A 16,667-nucleotide genomic window follows, 5' to 3' on the forward strand; every position below is an offset into this window, starting at 1 on the left:
ATTAAACAAATCAGCCCATCAATAGGCAGTGACGGTTGGGACGGAACGTTTAATAACCAACAATTACCATCAACTGATTACTGGTTTACAATAGACTATACAGAAAATGGTGCTGCAAAACAGTTTAAAGCGCATTTTTCATTAAAAAGATAAAGAATATTTAAGGTTAAAGGTGTATTTAAAACACAAAAATTTATATCTTTGACCGATAAGCTTTAAAAATCATTATTGTGGTTGTAACTGCAATAATGATTTTTTAAAAAAGTTGTATATTAAACAATAAATCGCATTTTCATTAAAACGATAAACCTACGATGAATTTTAAAAAGAGTTATTTTATTTTAGCATTTTTAGTAGCACAATTTACTTACTCACAAGAGGGTGTTGCAGTTTATTCTGATTACTTATCAGACAATTATTATTTAATCCATCCATCTATGGCTGGAGCCTCAAATTGTGGTAAAATTAGACTTACAGGTCGTCAGCAATGGTTTGGTCAAGAGGATGCACCAGCTTTGCAAACCTTAAGTTTTAATACATCTTTAGACGAAGATGGAACTTCTGGGATAGGGATGATTCTTTTTAATGACAAAAATGGTTATCACTCACAAAGAGGAGGAAAGTTGACTTATGCTCATCATTTGAGATTTTCTAGAGGGACTCTAGATTTAAATCAATTGTCTTTTGGTTTGAGTGCTGCTTTTGTTCAAAGTACATTGGATGGTTCTGAGTTTACGGGATTTGATCCAGTGATTGTACCAGGTGTAATTCAAAAGGATTCATATTTTAATGTTGATTTAGGTGTTTCTTATCATTATATGGATTTCTTTACTCATTTCACTATTAAAAACTTTTTGGCCAGTCAGAGAAGAGAATTATATTCAGAAGGATTTGAGTCAGATAACTTGAGTAAATATCTATGGAGTGCTGGTGCTGTTTTTGGAGATGATAGTAATTTGTTGTTTGAACCTTCTTTTATGTTTCAATATACTTCTGAAACTAAAGAAAAAGCTATTGACTTAAATTTGAAAGTATATAAAGAATTAGAATTTGGAAAACTATGGGGAGGATTGTCATACAGAAGAAGTTTTGACGGAGCTCAATATGTAAGCGGAAGCGGTTTAGAAGAGCAAAAGCTACAATGGGTAACCCCAATTATTGGCTTAAATTATGATAAATTTATGTTTTCATATACATATTCTCATATAATGGGAGATGTTAAATTTGATGATGGTGGTTTTCATCAGATTACTTTAGGAATCAATATTTTCTGTAAAGATAAAGAGTGGGATTGTAACTGTCCAGCAGTTAATTAATCTTTTAAATATATTATATCTGTCCCGATGAATCGGGACATTTTTTTTAATTAATTATGCTTATAAAAGAAGTAAACGGAAAATATCCGCAAATTCCTCAAGATTGTTATGTGGCTGAAAACGCAACTATTGTAGGCGATGTAGTTTTTGGATCAGACTGTAGTGTATGGTTCAATGCAGTGGTTAGAGGAGATGTAAATTCTATTTCTATTGGGAATAAGGTTAATATTCAAGATGGAGCAGTAATTCATTGTACTTATCAAAAACATCCAACAGTTATTGGTAATAATGTATCAATTGGTCATAACGCAATAGTTCATGGTTGTACAATTAAAGATAATGTTTTAATTGGTATGGGAGCGATAGTAATGGATAATTGTGTTATTGAAAGTAATTCGATAGTAGCAGCTGGTTCTGTAATTACTCAAAATACTGTTGTTGAATCTGGATGTATTTATGCGGGTGTTCCAGCAAAAAAAGTTAAAGATATAGATCAAAGTAATTTTGCTGGAGAAATCGAAAGAATATCGAATAATTATATAATGTATTCAGGTTGGTTTAAAACAGAAGAATAATCTTAAAAGTTCTTGAAAAAAACTTTTTCTTTATTTTTTAGTATGTTTTCTAAAACTCTTGGATTACTATTGGTGTAAAATAGTTGTGTAGACCATTCTTTTGAATTATTCAATAGATTATGTTCTTCTAGTATTTTTTTAGTTTGTTTTGCAACAGCTTCACCAGAATCAATAATTTTAATGTTTGGTGGTATTATTTTTTTAATTTCAGGAATTAGATAAGGGTAATGACTACAACCAAGTACTAAATAATCAATATTTTTTTCAATCATTGGATGTAAATAGCTTTCTAATAATTCTCTCATTTCAGGAGTATTAATATCTCCATTTTCTATTAGTTGAACTAAACCATGTCCTATTTGTTCAATTATATTGACATCTGGATGGTTTGAAACATTTTTATGAAATAATTCACTATTTAATGTTCCTTTTGTTGCAAGAATCCCTATTGTATGGGTTTTACTTTGAATTGCTGCCGGTTTTATTGCTGGTTCAATACCAATGAAGGGGATGTCATATTTTGACCTTAATTCTTTAATTGCATTCGTTGTCGCTGTATTACAAGCTACAACTATAAGTTTGCAATTTTGTTCCAACAGAAATTCGGTGTTTTTGCAACTTAAGGAAATGATTTCTTCTTTTGATTTTAATCCATAAGGGGCATTTTTACTATCAGCTAGGTAGATGGTGTTTTCATGAGGTAGCAAAGCATGAACTTCTTTCCAAATAGAAGTTCCTCCTATACCAGAATCAAATAAGCCTATTGGATTTGTGTTTTTCATTAAAACAAAAATAAAAAAAACTGCTCAATCTAACGTTAGATTGAGCAGTTTTTATAGTTACTATTTGAATTAATTAGAAACCTAATTCTTTTTTAACATCAGCTAATAAATCTGGCCCATCAGCAACAATAACTCCACTACCTGTTGTTGAATCTAATACATAATTGATTCCTTTTGCTTTAGCAACTTTTTTTACAGCGGCTTGTGCTTTTTCCATGATAGGTTTGATTAAGTCTAATTCTTTTTGACCTAATTCTTTTTGAGCAGTTTGTTGGAATTGTTGAATTCGAGCACCCATGTCTTGCATTTCTTTAGAACGAGTTTCGTTTAATGCATCACCAGCAGTAGCAGATTCTTGTTCATATTTTTGCAATTTAGTTTGGTATTCAGTTACCATATTTTTGTAATCTTTGTCATAAGTTTCTTGAATTTTCTTCAACTGTTCTTGAGCCGTTTTCATATCTGGCATAGAAGTCATTAATGCTTGAACATCAATATGAGCTACTTTAGTTTGTGCTGAAGCTTGAGCTCCTATGAAAAGTACAACTGCGATTACTAATGATTTTAATTGTTTCATTTTTTGATTTTAATTTAGGTGTTAATTATTCTTTTTTCTCTGTTTCTGTTTTTTCTTCCTTAGCTTTTTTAGCAGCTTCTTTATCTGCAGCTAATTTTTTCTTTTTTTCCTCTAAAGCTTTTTTACGATCTTCTATTTTTTTATTTCTCTCGTCAATTGCTTTTTGTCTCGTTTCTTCAGGTGTTAACTTTTTTTCTAAGTTACCATCTTCAGTTATTTTGTCTTTATCTGAATCTGGACTTGTTAACTTGTTTTCTCCTCCTGTAGATTCTTTTTCAATTACTGTGCCATTTTTTTTCGCTTCGCGTTCATCAAGCATTTTTTGGCGTTTTTCTGCTGCAGCTGCCTTTTTATCTGCAATAGCTTTTTGTCTTTCTTCAATTAGCTTTTCTCTCGCTGCTTTCTTGTCGTCTAATATTTTTTGTCTTTCTGCAACCGCTGGATTATCTTCGATCGATTCTTCTAAAGCTTCTTTAGCTTCTAAAGCTTTTAATTGTTTTTTACTCATTTCCTCTCTTTTCTGAGAAGAGGTTAGTTTTTTTACAACATAATCACTGATATCATATTTTTGAGCAGCAAATAGCATTGTTAAATCGGATGATTTGTCAAAAATGAAATCATATTTTCTTTGTTCAGCTACATCTTGAACAATTGTAAAAATTTGATCTTGAATTGGCTTTACAAGTACTGATTTCTGAATGATTAAATCACCTTTAGGACCAAAACGTTTTTCTTGATAATCTAAAAGTTCTTTTTCGAAGTAAGCAATTTCTTCTTCGCGTTCTTCTATCAATTCTTTGGTTAAAAGAACACGTTCTGTTTTTAGATTTTCTTTTAAAGTGTTTAATTCATTTCTTTTGGTTTCAATTTCTTGCTTCCATTTTTGAGCTTTTTGCTCTAATTGGTTGATTGCATCAGCATAATCTGGAACTTTTTCTAAAATATATTCCATATCAATATAGCCAATTTTCACACCTCTAGCGGTTTGTGCATTAGCAACAATTGAAATAAAAGCAATAAATAAGAGTATTCTTTTCATATATAAATGTTGTTGTTTTTTATGAATAAAGTACCAAGTAAAATACTTGATACTTTGCAAACGTAACAAATATCAAAATATTTTTACGAATTTAATAAAAAACTATTAACTATCTTTAAAATTGTTGTCCAATGATAAAGTGTGTTTGCCATCCGCTTTTAACGGTTTCTCCAGGAATAGCATCAAATCCATGAGCAAAATCGATACCTAATAGTCCAAAAGCTGGCATGAATACACGTAATCCTACTCCAGCAGAACGTTGTAACTTAAACGGATTGTAATCTTTAAATTCGTTAAATGCAGCTCCAGCTTCTAAGAAACTTAAGGCATAGATTGAAGCGGATTGGTTTAGTGTGATTGGGTAACGTAATTCTAATGAGAATTTATTGTAAACTGTCCCGCCATCAGTTGAAGATAATGAATTGTTTGGATATCCTCTTAATTGAATAGTTTCTCTACCATCTAACGAATAGTTTGCTAATCCGTCACCTCCTAAGTAAAAACGCTCAAATGGAACCAATCCTCTATCGTTATTATATGCGCCCATATATCCAAACTCTCCCAATGAGCGAAGAACTAATTTGTCATAAACACGAGTGTACCAGTCAGCCTTAAATTTAATCTTATAGTATTCTAACCAATTGTATTTTTTCTGATCTACTTTTGCTTGATCTACTGCAGCATCAGCTGGGTCTGAAACTGGATAGCCGTCTTCGTCTAAGTATGAACCAGCAGGGTAGTTACTTCCGTCAGGAGCAAAACCATCTTCTGTGGCTCTTGTTTTGTATTCGTCTAAATTTTCTAAATTTTTATAATCAACACCATTAAATAAAGAGTATGGTAAAGTGAATTTTCCAGAAATACTAAATTCAGAACCTTGAGTTGGGTAAATAGGGTTAATTCCTTTACTATTTCTTGATAGGCCTATTGTGTATGCTAAATTTCTTGATGCTCCATTCCCAAAAGTAAACAATCCAGTATTGTAATTGTTCAGATCATAATATTGAAACGATACAGCTTGTGACAATACAAAATAATCATCAGGTACTGTTAAACGTTTTGCAATACCAACAGATAATGAAGTAATATTAAAGCTTTGATCTCTAGTTACATCCCTTGTGGAATAGTTGTATAAGAATTGTTTACTATGAGATAAAGATGTTGAAAAACTTATAGGTTTTTTACCTCCAAACCATGGTTCAGAAAAAGATAAACTATAGGTTTGGAAATATGAACTTCCTTGTAAGCGTAAAGACATTTTTTGTCCATCTCCCATTGGAAGTGGTTTGTAGGCATCTTTCTTAAATATGTTTTTAGCTGAGAAGTTGTTAAAAGATAGCCCTAAGGTTCCAATGAAGCCACCGCCTCCATAACCTCCTTGAAGTTCTATTTGACTTGCTCCTTTTTCAACAACGTTGTATTCAATGTCAACAGTTCCTGCTTGTGGGTCAACATTTTTAAAATCGGGTTTAATTGCTTCAGGATCAAAAAATCCTAATTGTCCGATTTCACGAATAGAACGGATTAAATCTTCTTTACTATACTTTTGACCTGGTTTAGTTCTTAATTCTCTATAAATTACGTGATCATTTGTTTTGTCGTTTCCAACAACCGTAATTTTGTTAAAATAAGCAATTGGACCTTCAGTAATTCTAATCTCAAAATCAATAGTATCATTTACAGTTCTAACTTCAACTGGATTGATGTTTGAAAACAAATAACCATTGTTTTGGTATAAATTAGTAATATCTTCTCCGTCTGGTTTAGATTGATCAGCGATTCTTTTTTGTAAAATGGTTCCGTTATAAACATCTCCTTTTTTGATTCCTAAAAGGGCATTTAATTGACGATCAGTATATACAGTATTACCTAAATAACGAATGTCTCCAAAATAGTACTTTCTACCTTCTTCTAATTTAACTTTAATTGCTATAGTGTTACTGTTTTTATCATAAGTTACAGAATCTGATAAAATTCGAGCATCTCTATATCCTTTTTCTTTGTATTTATCAATTACTGCGACTAAATCTTCTTTGTATTTATCTTTAATGTATTTGGATTTTTTGAAGATTCTAATAGGATTACGTTGTTTAGTATTTTTAAATGTTTTTTTAAGTGAGGCATCAGAAATTTGAGAATTACCATCAAAATCAATACTCTTAACCTTTACTTTGTCTCCTTTGTCAATATTTACAACCATTTTTACATCAGAAAAAGCAGAATCTTGAACTGTGCTTATGGCTACTTTTGTATTATAATAACCATCTTTTCTATATTTATTTTCGAAATAGTTTTTAGTTGTAGTTAATAAATTTTCATTAACAATTTTTCCTTTTTTAAGGTCGGCTTCTTTGATTAATTCTTCGGCTTTTCCTTTTTTTACACCTTGGATTTTTACGTCACCTAGCTTTGGAAGCTCATTAATGTTTAATTCTAAAAAGATACTATCTCCTTCAATTTTATTTACATAAAAATTAACATCCGAAAACAAACCTAACTTCCATAATTTTTTAATTGCAGCACTTATATCCTCACCAGGAACCATAATTGACTGTCCTTTTTCAAGGCCAGTAAAAGTAGTAACAGTTTGTTCGTTATAGCTAATTTTTCCAGTAACATCAATTTTGGCTAATATATATTCTTTTCCGCTCTCTAATTTTGTTTCTTGAGCAAAAATTGAACTGCTATTTAATAAAATAAAAATTGAAAGTAGTTGTAATCCTTTTTTAAACATTTTTTTACGGTATAATTTGTTCGCTTGTTTTTCCAAATCGGCGTTCTCTTTTCTGATAACTAATAATTGCTTCATATAAATGGTCTTCTGAAAAATCTGGCCAAAGCACATCTGTAAAATAAAACTCGGCGTAAGCGATTTGCCATAATAGGAAATTACTTATTCTATGTTCGCCACTTGTTCTTATTACTAAATCTACATCGGGTAAATTGTGTGTGTAAAGATGCTGATTAATAATTGATTCGTCAATAGCCTCTTCAGAAATTATATTATTTTTAACTTTGTTGCTAATTTTTTTAACAGCTTGAACCAGCTCTTCTCTAGCACCATAACTGAGGGCTAAAGTGAGTGTCATTCTAGTGTTTTCGGTGGTTTTTTGAATTACTTCTTGTAATTCTTTTTGAACGTTAGCGGGTAAATTTGTTAAATTTCCAATAGCGTTCAATTTGATGTTATTTGATTGTAAAGTTTTAATTTCTTTCTTTAATGAAGAAATTAAAAGCTTCATTAGGGTGTCAACTTCTAACTTGGGACGATTCCAATTTTCGGTTGAAAAAGCATAAAGGGTAAGGTTTTTGATGCCAAGTTTAGCACAAGATTCTACAGTTGTTCTCACGGATTTAGTGCCGCTTTCATGACCCAAAGCACGTAAAAGACCTTTTTGTTTTGCCCATCTTCCATTTCCATCCATAATAATGGCTAAATGTTGAGGCAAAGTTGCTGTATTTATTTGTTGTACTAATTCCATTTTATTCTGCACAAAAACATGGGTTTTGACCAAAGGTATATGTAAGTGTTAAACCTGTAAACACATACCAATCGTTACTATTTATATTGCCAAAACGCAATGTTTCAAAATTATCATTTTCAGGATTACTCCCGTCTAAATTATCAGTAAAAGTATATCGAGCTCCAACTTCTGCTCCTAATACAAAATTATTAAATAAACGCGCTTTTACACCAACAATCATTGGAATTGCAAACGTGCTGCTTTGATAATCTTTTTCACTTTCGTTGTTTAAAATATAAATCTCATCATAAATGAAATAATTAACTCCTGTAAAAACATAAGGTGTTACCTTCTTTTTACCATCATGCAAATCAAAATCCATAAAATTGAATTCCATTCCGGCAGAAAATTCTTTAACTTGATTTTTAAATGAATTTCCTCTTAAATTTCTACTTGGAACATCGCTATCAATATCTTTTGACTTTAAACTTCCTTGATAATAGGAAAATCGCCATGCATGACGTGCGCTTCTGTTCCATTTATAAATTATTCCAATCGCTGGCTCATTTGGTGCTATATAATCCGTCGGACCCACGTCTCCAATATAATTAATTCCACCTACAAAAACACCTAACTCGTTGATTTGTGAGTAGGCATTCAAGGTGCAGAAAATCAAGCTTATGTAAATTAAAAAGCGTCTCATTTTTTGAAATAGTTTGCAAATATAACAATATTGACTTCTTAACCCTATTTTAAAGGATTTTTTTGTTACATCTTGTTGAATTTTTAAAACGCTAAAAAACTGAAAATGATATGTAGAAGGATTAATTTCTTTTATCGGCCCCCCAAAGTAGTTTTTTTCTAATCGTATTTAAAAAAGTTTCTTCTTTGAATTCTATGATTGAAATTGTGAATGGAGCTTTTCTAATATAAACGGTTGTTTCTTTAGAAACTGCGGCAATTCTTGAATCTAAGGAGATTAAAAACTGCTCCTCTCTTCCTGAGATTTTTAATTCAATTTCAGTATCATCTGTAATTACCAATGGTCGTGCATTTAAGTTATGAGGTGCCATTGGAGTAACTACAAAACTGGCAACTTCTGGTGTTAAAACAGGACCGCCGCAGCTTAATGAATATCCTGTTGAACCTGTAGGCGTTGAAACAATAAGGCCATCTGCCCAATATGAAGTTAAATATTCGCCATTTAAAGAAGTTTCAATTGTTATCATCGATGTAGTATCTTTTCTAGCTACAGTAACTTCGTTTAATGCAAAGTCTAAATCTTTGAAATTTTGATATTCTGGATTTGTTTTTACACTTAACAAACTTCTTTTGGAAATAATATAATCTTTTATAAGTACTTTTTGTAATAAAGGCTCAATATTTTCAAATTGTACGGTTGCTAAAAACCCTAATCTACCAGCATTTATCCCAATAATTGGAATATTTTTATCCCTTATAAATGTAGCCGCTTTTAAGATGGTTCCGTCACCGCCAATGCTTATTAATGCTTCAAAGTCATCATCAAGTTCTGTATAATTTGAATAATTTGGAAATTCTTTTGTGATAATATTTTTTTCTTGTAATATTTTTAAAAACGAATTTTCAAAAGCAATTGAAATAGAGTTGGTCTCTAAAAATTGAACAACTTTGGCAACAATTTCAGCAGTGTTGTTTTGGTAATATTGTCCGAAAATAGCTATTTTCATATTTCTCTTTTATATATTAAGATATTTGTCCAAGTAATCTGAACGTTCTTTTAAGCTGTTCAAATAAGAATCTTCCTGATGTTCAGAAATAATTTCATATTCATATCTTCTAAATGTTTGGATAATATCGTTCAAGCCACTTTGACTTATTTTTACAGTGATTTCTACTTTGTTATTTACAATATTAGAAATAAATAACCCTAAAATCTTTGCATTGTTACTTTCTATAATTTGAGCAACTTGACTCATCGAAAATTTATCAGCTTCTTTTTCTACGATAATAATTCCGCCTTCTTCCTTTAAAAATGGAGTTTCGTGTAAAAATCGAATAACATCTTCTAATTCATAATAGCCTAAATAATTGTTTTTTTCGTCTAAAACAGGCAATAAATTTGCCTCATTTTTTGCAAAAACTTCCAAAACATCTAACCAAATCATTGTAGATCGAACGAAAAATCGTTCAAAATGAAATCTACTGTCGTTTATAATAGCATCAGGATTTAGAAATTCAACAGCTTCTTTATTTATGCACCCAATATAAATACCATCTTCTGTTACGGGGAAGTGTGTATATGGAAAATCCACAAAAACATCTTGAGCTTCAGCAATAGAATCAGTATGTTTTATAGGTTTTATCTCGTTATTAATGTAGCTGTCTAAACTATTCATTTTGATTTGTGTCTAATTCAACCGCAAAATAATCAAAAAATACCACATGTTACCTAATTTATACTTTGTATTTTTGCTAAATTAAAATAGAACACATGACAAAATTATCGGTTAATATTAATAAAATAGCAACTTTACGTAATTCAAGAGGTGGAGATGTGCCTGATTTACTAAAGGTTGCAAAAGATATTCAGCAATTTGGAGCACAAGGAATCACAATTCATCCGCGACCTGACGAAAGACATATTCGTTATCAAGACGCACGCGATTTAAAATCAATTGTGTATACAGAATATAATATTGAGGGAAATCCACAACATAATTTTATTGATTTGGTTTTGGAGTGTAAGCCTACGCAAGTAACTCTAGTTCCAGATGCTATTGGAGCTTTAACATCTAATGCAGGTTGGAATACAATAATGCACAAATCATATTTAACTGAAGTAATTCAAGAGTTTCAGCGGAATGGAATAAGAACTTCTATTTTTGTAGATGCCGATGAAAAAATGATTGAAGGAGCAAAAGTAACTGGTACAGAACGCATCGAGTTGTACACTGAATCTTTTGCTCACGAATATGGTTTAGGCAATAAAAAAGGAATCGAGCCTTTTATTAAAGCAGCTATTAAAGCTAATGAGTTAGGACTTGGAATAAATGCTGGGCATGATTTGAGTTTAGAAAACATCAAATTTTTTAAGGAAAATATCCCTAATTTATTAGAAGTCTCGATTGGACATGCTTTAATATCGGAATCTTTATATTTGGGATTAGAAAATGTGGTGAATATGTATCTTCAAAAATTAAAGTAAGAAATGTTGTATTCAAGAATAGAAGGAGAAGGGAAGCCAATGATAATTATTCATGGCTTTTTAGGGATGTCTGACAATTGGAAGTCACTAGGGAGCCAATTTGCTTTACAAGGTTTTCAAATACATGCAATAGATTTACGAAATCATGGAAAAAGTTTTCATTCTGATGATTTTAGTTATGATGTTATGGTAGAAGATGTGAAACAATATTGCAATTTTCATCAATTAGCAGATTGTATAGTATTAGGGCATTCTATGGGGGGAAAAGTGGCTATGTTGTTGGCAACTACTTATCCTGAATTGGTTTCTAAATTAATTGTAGCTGATATAGGGCCAAAATATTATGCTCCACATCACCAAACCATTCTTGCAGGATTAAATGCAATCGATTTTTCTAAAAAACCAAGCCGAGGTGATGTTGAAGAAGAATTGTCAAAACACATTAAAGATTTTGGTACTCGTCAATTTTTATTAAAAAATTTATATTGGAAATCGCCAGAGCAATTAGCTTTTAGATTTAATTTAAACGTTTTTAATGAAAAAATAGAAACTATTGGAAAGGCACTTCCTTTTAATAAGCAATTTTTAAAACCGACCTTGTTCTTGAGAGGTGATAAATCGGATTATATTTTAGATGCTGATTTCGAAACAATTTATCATCATTTTCCCAAGGCAGAAATTAATACAATTAAGAATGCGGGTCATTGGTTACATGCTGAAAACCCAAAAGATTTTTATGAGTTTGTAATGCGATTTATGAAATAAAAGTGCTAAAAAATTATGCACGCATAATTTTTTAGTTAAAAAAATTGTAAAATTCATATTTTGTCTTAATTTTGAACTATTGATTTTTATAAATTCAGAAAAAACTAACACTAAATTACATTATGAGAAAATTACTTTCTTTAACATTATTGGCTTTAGCTGGCTCAACTGCATTTGCAGGAGGATATCGAGTTAGTATTCAAGGTCAAAAACAATTAGCTATGGGGCACACAGGTGTTGCTGTAGTAAATAGTGCTGAAGTTGCGTTTTTCAACCCAGCTGGTATGGCTTATTTAGATAAAAAATTCAACTTATCAGTAGGCGGCAATGCATTGTTTGCAAAAACTAAATTCCAAAATTCACAATACAATTGGGAAGCTTCAACAGAAAATATGGGAACTCCATTTAGTGTATATGCAACATACAAAATCAACGATTGGTTTACGGCAGGTTTAGCAGTTTACACACCATATGGAAGTTCTGTAGAGTGGGATCAAGATTGGGAAGGAGCACATTTAGTAAATAATATTGATTTACAAGCTATTTTTGTACAGCCATCTATCTCTATTAGAGTTGGTGAACATTTTAGTATTGGTGGTGGTCCAATCTATGCAACGGGATCAGTAAATTTCAATAGAAATTTATCTATGAATCCATTACTTTCTGATTCAGAGGGTAATCCAACAGATGTTACTTTAGATGCAAAAGGAATTACTGCATGGGGATATACTGCTGGGTTTATGTTCAATCCAACAGATAAATTAAGATTAGGAATGAATTACCGTTCAGAAATTATTATGGAAGCTAGAGATGGTGATGCAAATTATGACGATACACCTTCATTTAATCCTCTTGCAAACACTAAGTTTGATGCTGATTTACCATTACCAGCAGAGTTAACAGTAGGATTGTCTTATGAAGTAACTAATAAATGGTTGGTAGCATTTGATTATAATAGAACAATGTGGAGTGTTTATAAAGCATTAGATGTTAAATTTGCAAATGGAACAGAGTCTTTGAACCCAAGAAATTATCAAAATTCAAGTACTTATAGATTTGGTACTCAGTATAAAGCAAATGATAAATTTACTTTCAGAGCAGGTATGTATTTTGATGAAAGCCCAGTACAAGATGGTTATTTTGCGCCAGAAACACCAAGAAACGACTCTATGGGGTATACAGGAGGTTTGACATATCAAGTGAATAGTAAATTAGGAGTAGATTTCTCATTCTTGTATTTACACTTTGATGAGATTGATAATTCATACAATTATTCAACAGATCCTATTTCAGGACAGCCTAATCCAGATTTTGGAGGAACTTATAAATCAGTTGTATTCTCTCCAGGTATTGGTATTACATATGGTTTCTAATTTTTAATAAAAAGAAAGATGAAAAATAAATTTATATATTTAGCTATTATAGCAGCTGGTTTTGCATCATGTGAACCAGAATTTGAAAATGCAGTTGATGCAAATTATACAGCAGGTGATGCCGATTTTACAAGCTATGTTGCTATTGGAAATTCATTAACTGCTGGTTATATGGATGGTACTGTTTCTAGAGGAGGTCAAGTAAATTCTTACCCAAATTTATTATCACAACAATTTGCATTAGTTGGCGGTGGAGCATTTACTCAACCATCATATGCAGATGATGTTAATAATTTAGGAGGGTTAATGTTAGGAGGAATGCCAATAGGAACAACACGTTTAGTTATTGATGCTTCACAAGGACGTCCAGAAAATATTGCAGGGACTTCTACAATTGAAGTTTCGAATTTACAAGCTACTGCTTATAATAATATGGGAGTTCCAGGGGCAAAATCGTTTCATTTGCTAGCTTCTGGTTATGGTAATGTGGCTGGTGTAGCTTTAGGACAAGCAAACCCATATTTTGTTAGGCATGCAACTTCTCCAACGGCTACTGTTTTAGGTGATGCAATGACAAAAAATCCAACTTTCTTTACCAATTGGATTGGAGCTAATGATGTTTTAGCTTATGCTACTAACGGTGGTGCAAAATCTGACGGGATGACTCCTGCAGATGACCATAATGTTACAGGAAATTTGAATCCAGCAACTTATGGAGGTAATGATATTACTAACTCAAATGTGTATGCTAGTGTTTATTCTACAATTATTAACACATTAACTTCAAACGGAGCTAAAGGCGTAGTTTGTACAATTCCAAGTGTAACATCAATTCCATATTTTACTACAGTTCCTTATGCACCATTATCACCAACTGCATTGGGTGGTTCAGCGAATATTAACGCATTAAATGCACAGTTATACGGACCTTTAGATGGTATTTTTACTGCTTATGGAGAGCCAAATCGTGTAAATCCATTATCTGCTACTTCAGCAAATCCAATATTAATTTATGACGCTGACGCTACAGATAGATCGGCTCAAATTACTGGAGCATTAACACCAACATTAGGTGCTCCTACTGCAGCTGCTTTTGGAGCTGTTTTTGGAAAAGCACGTCAAGCGACAGCTGCTGATTTAGTTGTTTTACCAGCATCTTCAGTAATTGGTACTCCAAATGCTTCTTCGCCTTCAACTATGATTAACATAAATGGTGTTTCATATCCAATGGCTAACAAATGGGTTTTAACTGCTAATGAAAAAGCTAAAGTAGCAAGTGCAACTGCTTCATACAATAGTACAATTGTTTCTATTGCTGCATCTAAAAACTTAGCCGTTGCTGATATGAATGCTATTATGAATCAGTTAGTGAGTGGTTTACAAATTGAGACAGGACAAATTTATACGGCAAATTACTTTAGCGGTGTTGCAACAGAAAATAAAGTATTGTTTTCTTTAGATGGTGTTCATCCAAATGCTCGTGGATATGCTGTAATTGCAAATGAAATTATCAAAGTAATTAACGAACATTATAATGCGAACTTACCTTTACATTATGTAAATAATTTCCCAGGAATTAACATTGTTGGTTCTAATTAAAAAAATAATTTGTATTTTTAAAAAAGGCATCATTTTTGGTGCCTTTTTTTGTAATTTTAAATTTATAAAACTCAAATAAATGAATTTTTTAATCAAACTTTTAATTAGTGCAATTATTGTATTTGCTTTATCGCATTTTTTGCCTGGCGTACACGTTACAGATTTGAAAGCAGCTTTATTAGTAGCTATAGTGTTAGGCTTGTTAAATACCTTTTTAAAGCCGGTTTTAGTTTTTCTAACTATTCCAGCAACTTTAATAACATTAGGTTTATTCTTGTTGATAATTAACGCAGTTATTATTTTAATTTGCGATTATTTTATTCCTGAATTTCAAGTAGACGGATTTTTAACCGCATTATTTTTTAGTGTACTGTTGTCAATAAGTCAGTCAATTTTGAATAAAATATTCGTTAGTGATAAATAATTTTATAGCGAATTGAATTTCAATAAATTAAAAACTTGTTTGGGTTGTAAAAATTCTATAATTTTGCAACCCAATTTTTATGGTATTTAAATAAAGAGATAATGAACATTACAAAAGCACAAGTTGATGCATTAAACGCTATTATTACAATAGCAATTACAAAAGAAGATTATTCAGATAAAGTAGAAAAAGTATTAGCAGATTATAGAAAAAATGCAGCTATTTCTGGTTTTAGAAAAGGAGCAGTTCCAATGAGTTTGATACAAAAACAATATGGAAAAGCTGTTTTGTTAGACGAAGTAAATAAAATTTTACAAGCTTCTTTAAATGATTATTTGACCACAGAAAAATTAGATATTCTTGGAAATCCACTTCCAAAAATGACAGAAGATTTCAATTGGGATAACGAAAATTTATCTTTTGAGTTTGAGTTAGGACTTGCACCACAATTTTCAGTTGATTTAACTGCAAAAAATAATGTCACAAAATTCAATGTTATTGCTGATGATAAAATGTTGAATGATCAAGTAGAGCGTATTCAAAAGCAATATGGAAAATTAATTTCTCAAGCAGAAGTTAAAGCCGATTATGAAGTTAGAGGAACTTTTACAAATGAAGAAAAAGGAATTAATGCACCAGCAAATTTTGCATTAGATATTTTTGCAGATAAAAAAGTTGCTAAATCATTTGTAGGTAAAAAAGTTGGAGATGTTGTTGCTGTTGCAACTAAAGGGTTATTCGATGACGATCATAAATTAATGGATTATTTGAAAGTAGGACATGATGAAGTTCATGGTTTAGATATTACCGTTGATTTTACAATTGAGGAAATTAATGCAGTAGAAAAAGCTGAATTAAATCAAGAGTTGTTTGATAAATTATTTGGACCTGGAGTTATTTCGTCTGTTGATGATCTTAAAGCGAAGATCAAGGAAGATGCTGAAGTACAATTTGCGCAACAAGCAGATCAAAAATTTTTAAATGATGTAACAGATTTCTTGATAGAAAGCACAAAATTTGATTTGCCAGTAACATTCTTAAAAAAATGGATTAAAACAGTAACTGAAACACCACTTACAGATGAGCAAGCGGAAGAAGAATTTGCTAAAGCAGAAAAAGGATTACGTTTTCAATTAATTGAAGGAAAAGTAATGTCTGAAAATAATTTGCAAATTACTTTTGAAGATTTAAAAGCACATACTGCTGAATTAATCAAAAAACAAATGGCACAATTTGGTCAATTAAATCCATCAGAAGATGAGATTAATGGAATTGTAGCTCGTGTAATGTCTAACCAAGATGAGGTAAAACGTTTATCAGAGCAAGTAATGAGCGAAAAAATGTTAGGTCTTTACAAAGAAAAAGTAAAAGCTAAAACAAAAGAAGTAAATTATGAGCAATTCATCAAAGAGATGTATGGAGAATAATATCTCATAAAAAATAATTATCTTTGAGCGTCAAACTAGTTTTGACGCTTTTTGTTTCAAGATAATTTGTCACAAAAAGGGAAAGGCACGAACTTTGTTTTTATTTCAATACTTTTAAACGCATAAACATTTAAACAAA

At 31.2% G+C, this 16,667-nt stretch carries 17 protein-coding genes; 9 read left to right on the forward strand and 8 right to left on the reverse strand.

All coding sequences use genetic code 11. The annotated features are described in order from the left end of the window. Window positions 1-9: 9 nt before the first annotated feature. The 3 genes from VK164_RS00005 (at window position 10) to VK164_RS00015 (ending at window position 1,891) form a co-directional block, all read left to right on the forward strand. Window positions 10-153: a T9SS type B sorting domain-containing protein gene (locus VK164_RS00005; RefSeq protein WP_324207569.1), complete on the forward strand. Its 144-nt coding sequence runs from the start codon at window positions 10-12 to the stop codon at window positions 151-153. A 161-nt stretch (window positions 154-314) separates the two neighbouring features. Beyond that, entirely contained in the window at window positions 315-1,316 is a 1,002-nt protein-coding gene (locus VK164_RS00010) for a type IX secretion system membrane protein PorP/SprF (RefSeq protein WP_324207401.1), read from the forward strand. A gap of 56 nt (window positions 1,317-1,372) precedes the next feature. Further along, on the forward strand, window positions 1,373-1,891 hold the full coding sequence (locus VK164_RS00015; protein ID WP_324207402.1) for a gamma carbonic anhydrase family protein: 519 nt from the start codon (window positions 1,373-1,375) through the stop codon (window positions 1,889-1,891). Window positions 1,892-1,893: 2 nt separating this feature from the next. Here the strand turns inward: VK164_RS00015 and murI are convergent, their stop codons facing one another. From murI to VK164_RS00055, 8 genes are all read right to left on the reverse strand, one after another. Next, complete coding sequence (gene murI, locus VK164_RS00020) at window positions 1,894-2,673, reverse strand: glutamate racemase (RefSeq protein WP_324207403.1); 780 nt, start codon at window positions 2,671-2,673, stop codon at window positions 1,894-1,896. A 73-nt stretch (window positions 2,674-2,746) separates the two neighbouring features. Continuing rightward, on the reverse strand, window positions 2,747-3,250 hold the full coding sequence (locus VK164_RS00025; protein ID WP_166236385.1) for an OmpH family outer membrane protein: 504 nt from the start codon (window positions 3,248-3,250) through the stop codon (window positions 2,747-2,749). Window positions 3,251-3,275: 25 nt separating this feature from the next. Continuing rightward, on the reverse strand, window positions 3,276-4,289 hold the full coding sequence (locus VK164_RS00030) for an OmpH family outer membrane protein (RefSeq protein WP_324207404.1): 1,014 nt from the start codon (window positions 4,287-4,289) through the stop codon (window positions 3,276-3,278). 115 nt (window positions 4,290-4,404) lie between these two features. Then, window positions 4,405-7,098: an outer membrane protein assembly factor BamA gene (gene bamA / locus VK164_RS00035; protein ID WP_324207405.1), complete on the reverse strand. Its 2,694-nt coding sequence runs from the start codon at window positions 7,096-7,098 to the stop codon at window positions 4,405-4,407. After that, complete coding sequence (locus VK164_RS00040; protein ID WP_324207406.1) at window positions 7,028-7,771, reverse strand: isoprenyl transferase; 744 nt, start codon at window positions 7,769-7,771, stop codon at window positions 7,028-7,030. The genes bamA and VK164_RS00040 overlap by 71 nt, the downstream gene beginning before the upstream one ends. 1 nt (window position 7,772) lies before the next feature. Further along, window positions 7,773-8,456, reverse strand: coding sequence for a DUF6089 family protein (locus VK164_RS00045; protein WP_324207407.1), 684 nt, complete (start codon window positions 8,454-8,456; stop codon window positions 7,773-7,775). 121 nt (window positions 8,457-8,577) lie between these two features. After that, window positions 8,578-9,462 (reverse strand): NAD kinase, encoded by an 885-nt coding sequence (locus VK164_RS00050; protein ID WP_324207408.1) that lies wholly within the window; start codon window positions 9,460-9,462, stop codon window positions 8,578-8,580. Between the two features lie 9 nt (window positions 9,463-9,471). Further along, window positions 9,472-10,131, reverse strand: coding sequence for a CBS domain-containing protein (locus tag VK164_RS00055; protein WP_324207409.1), 660 nt, complete (start codon window positions 10,129-10,131; stop codon window positions 9,472-9,474). Window positions 10,132-10,226: 95 nt separating this feature from the next. On the opposite strand from VK164_RS00055, the gene VK164_RS00060 reads away from it, so the two are divergent. From VK164_RS00060 to tig, 6 genes are all read left to right on the forward strand, one after another. Next, entirely contained in the window at window positions 10,227-10,940 is a 714-nt protein-coding gene (locus VK164_RS00060) for a pyridoxine 5'-phosphate synthase (RefSeq protein ID WP_324207410.1), read from the forward strand. Between the two features lie 3 nt (window positions 10,941-10,943). Continuing rightward, the gene (locus VK164_RS00065) at window positions 10,944-11,705 is read left to right on the forward strand and encodes an alpha/beta fold hydrolase (RefSeq protein WP_324207411.1); all 762 of its coding nucleotides are present in this window, start codon (window positions 10,944-10,946) and stop codon (window positions 11,703-11,705) included. Window positions 11,706-11,827: 122 nt separating this feature from the next. Beyond that, window positions 11,828-13,078, forward strand: coding sequence for an OmpP1/FadL family transporter (locus tag VK164_RS00070; RefSeq protein ID WP_324207412.1), 1,251 nt, complete (start codon window positions 11,828-11,830; stop codon window positions 13,076-13,078). A gap of 18 nt (window positions 13,079-13,096) precedes the next feature. Continuing rightward, window positions 13,097-14,677, forward strand: a complete 1,581-nt coding sequence (locus VK164_RS00075; RefSeq protein ID WP_324207413.1) for a G-D-S-L family lipolytic protein — start codon at window positions 13,097-13,099, stop codon at window positions 14,675-14,677. Window positions 14,678-14,756: 79 nt separating this feature from the next. Beyond that, window positions 14,757-15,101 (forward strand): phage holin family protein, encoded by a 345-nt coding sequence (locus VK164_RS00080; protein WP_324207414.1) that lies wholly within the window; start codon window positions 14,757-14,759, stop codon window positions 15,099-15,101. Window positions 15,102-15,202: 101 nt separating this feature from the next. Then, complete coding sequence (gene tig, locus VK164_RS00085; protein WP_324207415.1) at window positions 15,203-16,528, forward strand: trigger factor; 1,326 nt, start codon at window positions 15,203-15,205, stop codon at window positions 16,526-16,528. The last annotated feature ends 139 nt before the right edge of the window (window positions 16,529-16,667 follow it).

This window comes from Flavobacterium sp. (assembly GCF_035299005.1).
Taxonomy (GTDB): Bacteria; Bacteroidota; Bacteroidia; order Flavobacteriales; family Flavobacteriaceae; genus Flavobacterium.

Excerpts from the sequence above, each read along its gene's own strand:
- bamA (WP_324207405.1), bottom strand. The coding sequence starts at position 7,098 with ATGAAGCAATTATTAGTTATCAGAAAAGAGAACGCCGATTTGGAAAAA.
- tig (WP_324207415.1), top strand. The coding sequence starts at position 15,203 with ATGAACATTACAAAAGCACAAGTTGATGCATTAAACGCTATTATTACA.
- VK164_RS00075 (WP_324207413.1), top strand. The coding sequence starts at position 13,097 with ATGAAAAATAAATTTATATATTTAGCTATTATAGCAGCTGGTTTTGCA.
- VK164_RS00050 (WP_324207408.1), bottom strand. The coding sequence starts at position 9,462 with ATGAAAATAGCTATTTTCGGACAATATTACCAAAACAACACTGCTGAA.
- VK164_RS00030 (WP_324207404.1), bottom strand. The coding sequence starts at position 4,289 with ATGAAAAGAATACTCTTATTTATTGCTTTTATTTCAATTGTTGCTAAT.
- VK164_RS00025 (WP_166236385.1), bottom strand. The coding sequence starts at position 3,250 with ATGAAACAATTAAAATCATTAGTAATCGCAGTTGTACTTTTCATAGGA.
- VK164_RS00010 (WP_324207401.1), top strand. The coding sequence starts at position 315 with ATGAATTTTAAAAAGAGTTATTTTATTTTAGCATTTTTAGTAGCACAA.
- VK164_RS00045 (WP_324207407.1), bottom strand. The coding sequence starts at position 8,456 with ATGAGACGCTTTTTAATTTACATAAGCTTGATTTTCTGCACCTTGAAT.
- VK164_RS00065 (WP_324207411.1), top strand. The coding sequence starts at position 10,944 with ATGTTGTATTCAAGAATAGAAGGAGAAGGGAAGCCAATGATAATTATT.
- VK164_RS00080 (WP_324207414.1), top strand. The coding sequence starts at position 14,757 with ATGAATTTTTTAATCAAACTTTTAATTAGTGCAATTATTGTATTTGCT.
- VK164_RS00055 (WP_324207409.1), bottom strand. The coding sequence starts at position 10,131 with ATGAATAGTTTAGACAGCTACATTAATAACGAGATAAAACCTATAAAA.
- VK164_RS00040 (WP_324207406.1), bottom strand. The coding sequence starts at position 7,771 with ATGGAATTAGTACAACAAATAAATACAGCAACTTTGCCTCAACATTTA.
- VK164_RS00060 (WP_324207410.1), top strand. The coding sequence starts at position 10,227 with ATGACAAAATTATCGGTTAATATTAATAAAATAGCAACTTTACGTAAT.
- VK164_RS00015 (WP_324207402.1), top strand. The coding sequence starts at position 1,373 with ATGCTTATAAAAGAAGTAAACGGAAAATATCCGCAAATTCCTCAAGAT.
- murI (WP_324207403.1), bottom strand. The coding sequence starts at position 2,673 with ATGAAAAACACAAATCCAATAGGCTTATTTGATTCTGGTATAGGAGGA.
- VK164_RS00070 (WP_324207412.1), top strand. The coding sequence starts at position 11,828 with ATGAGAAAATTACTTTCTTTAACATTATTGGCTTTAGCTGGCTCAACT.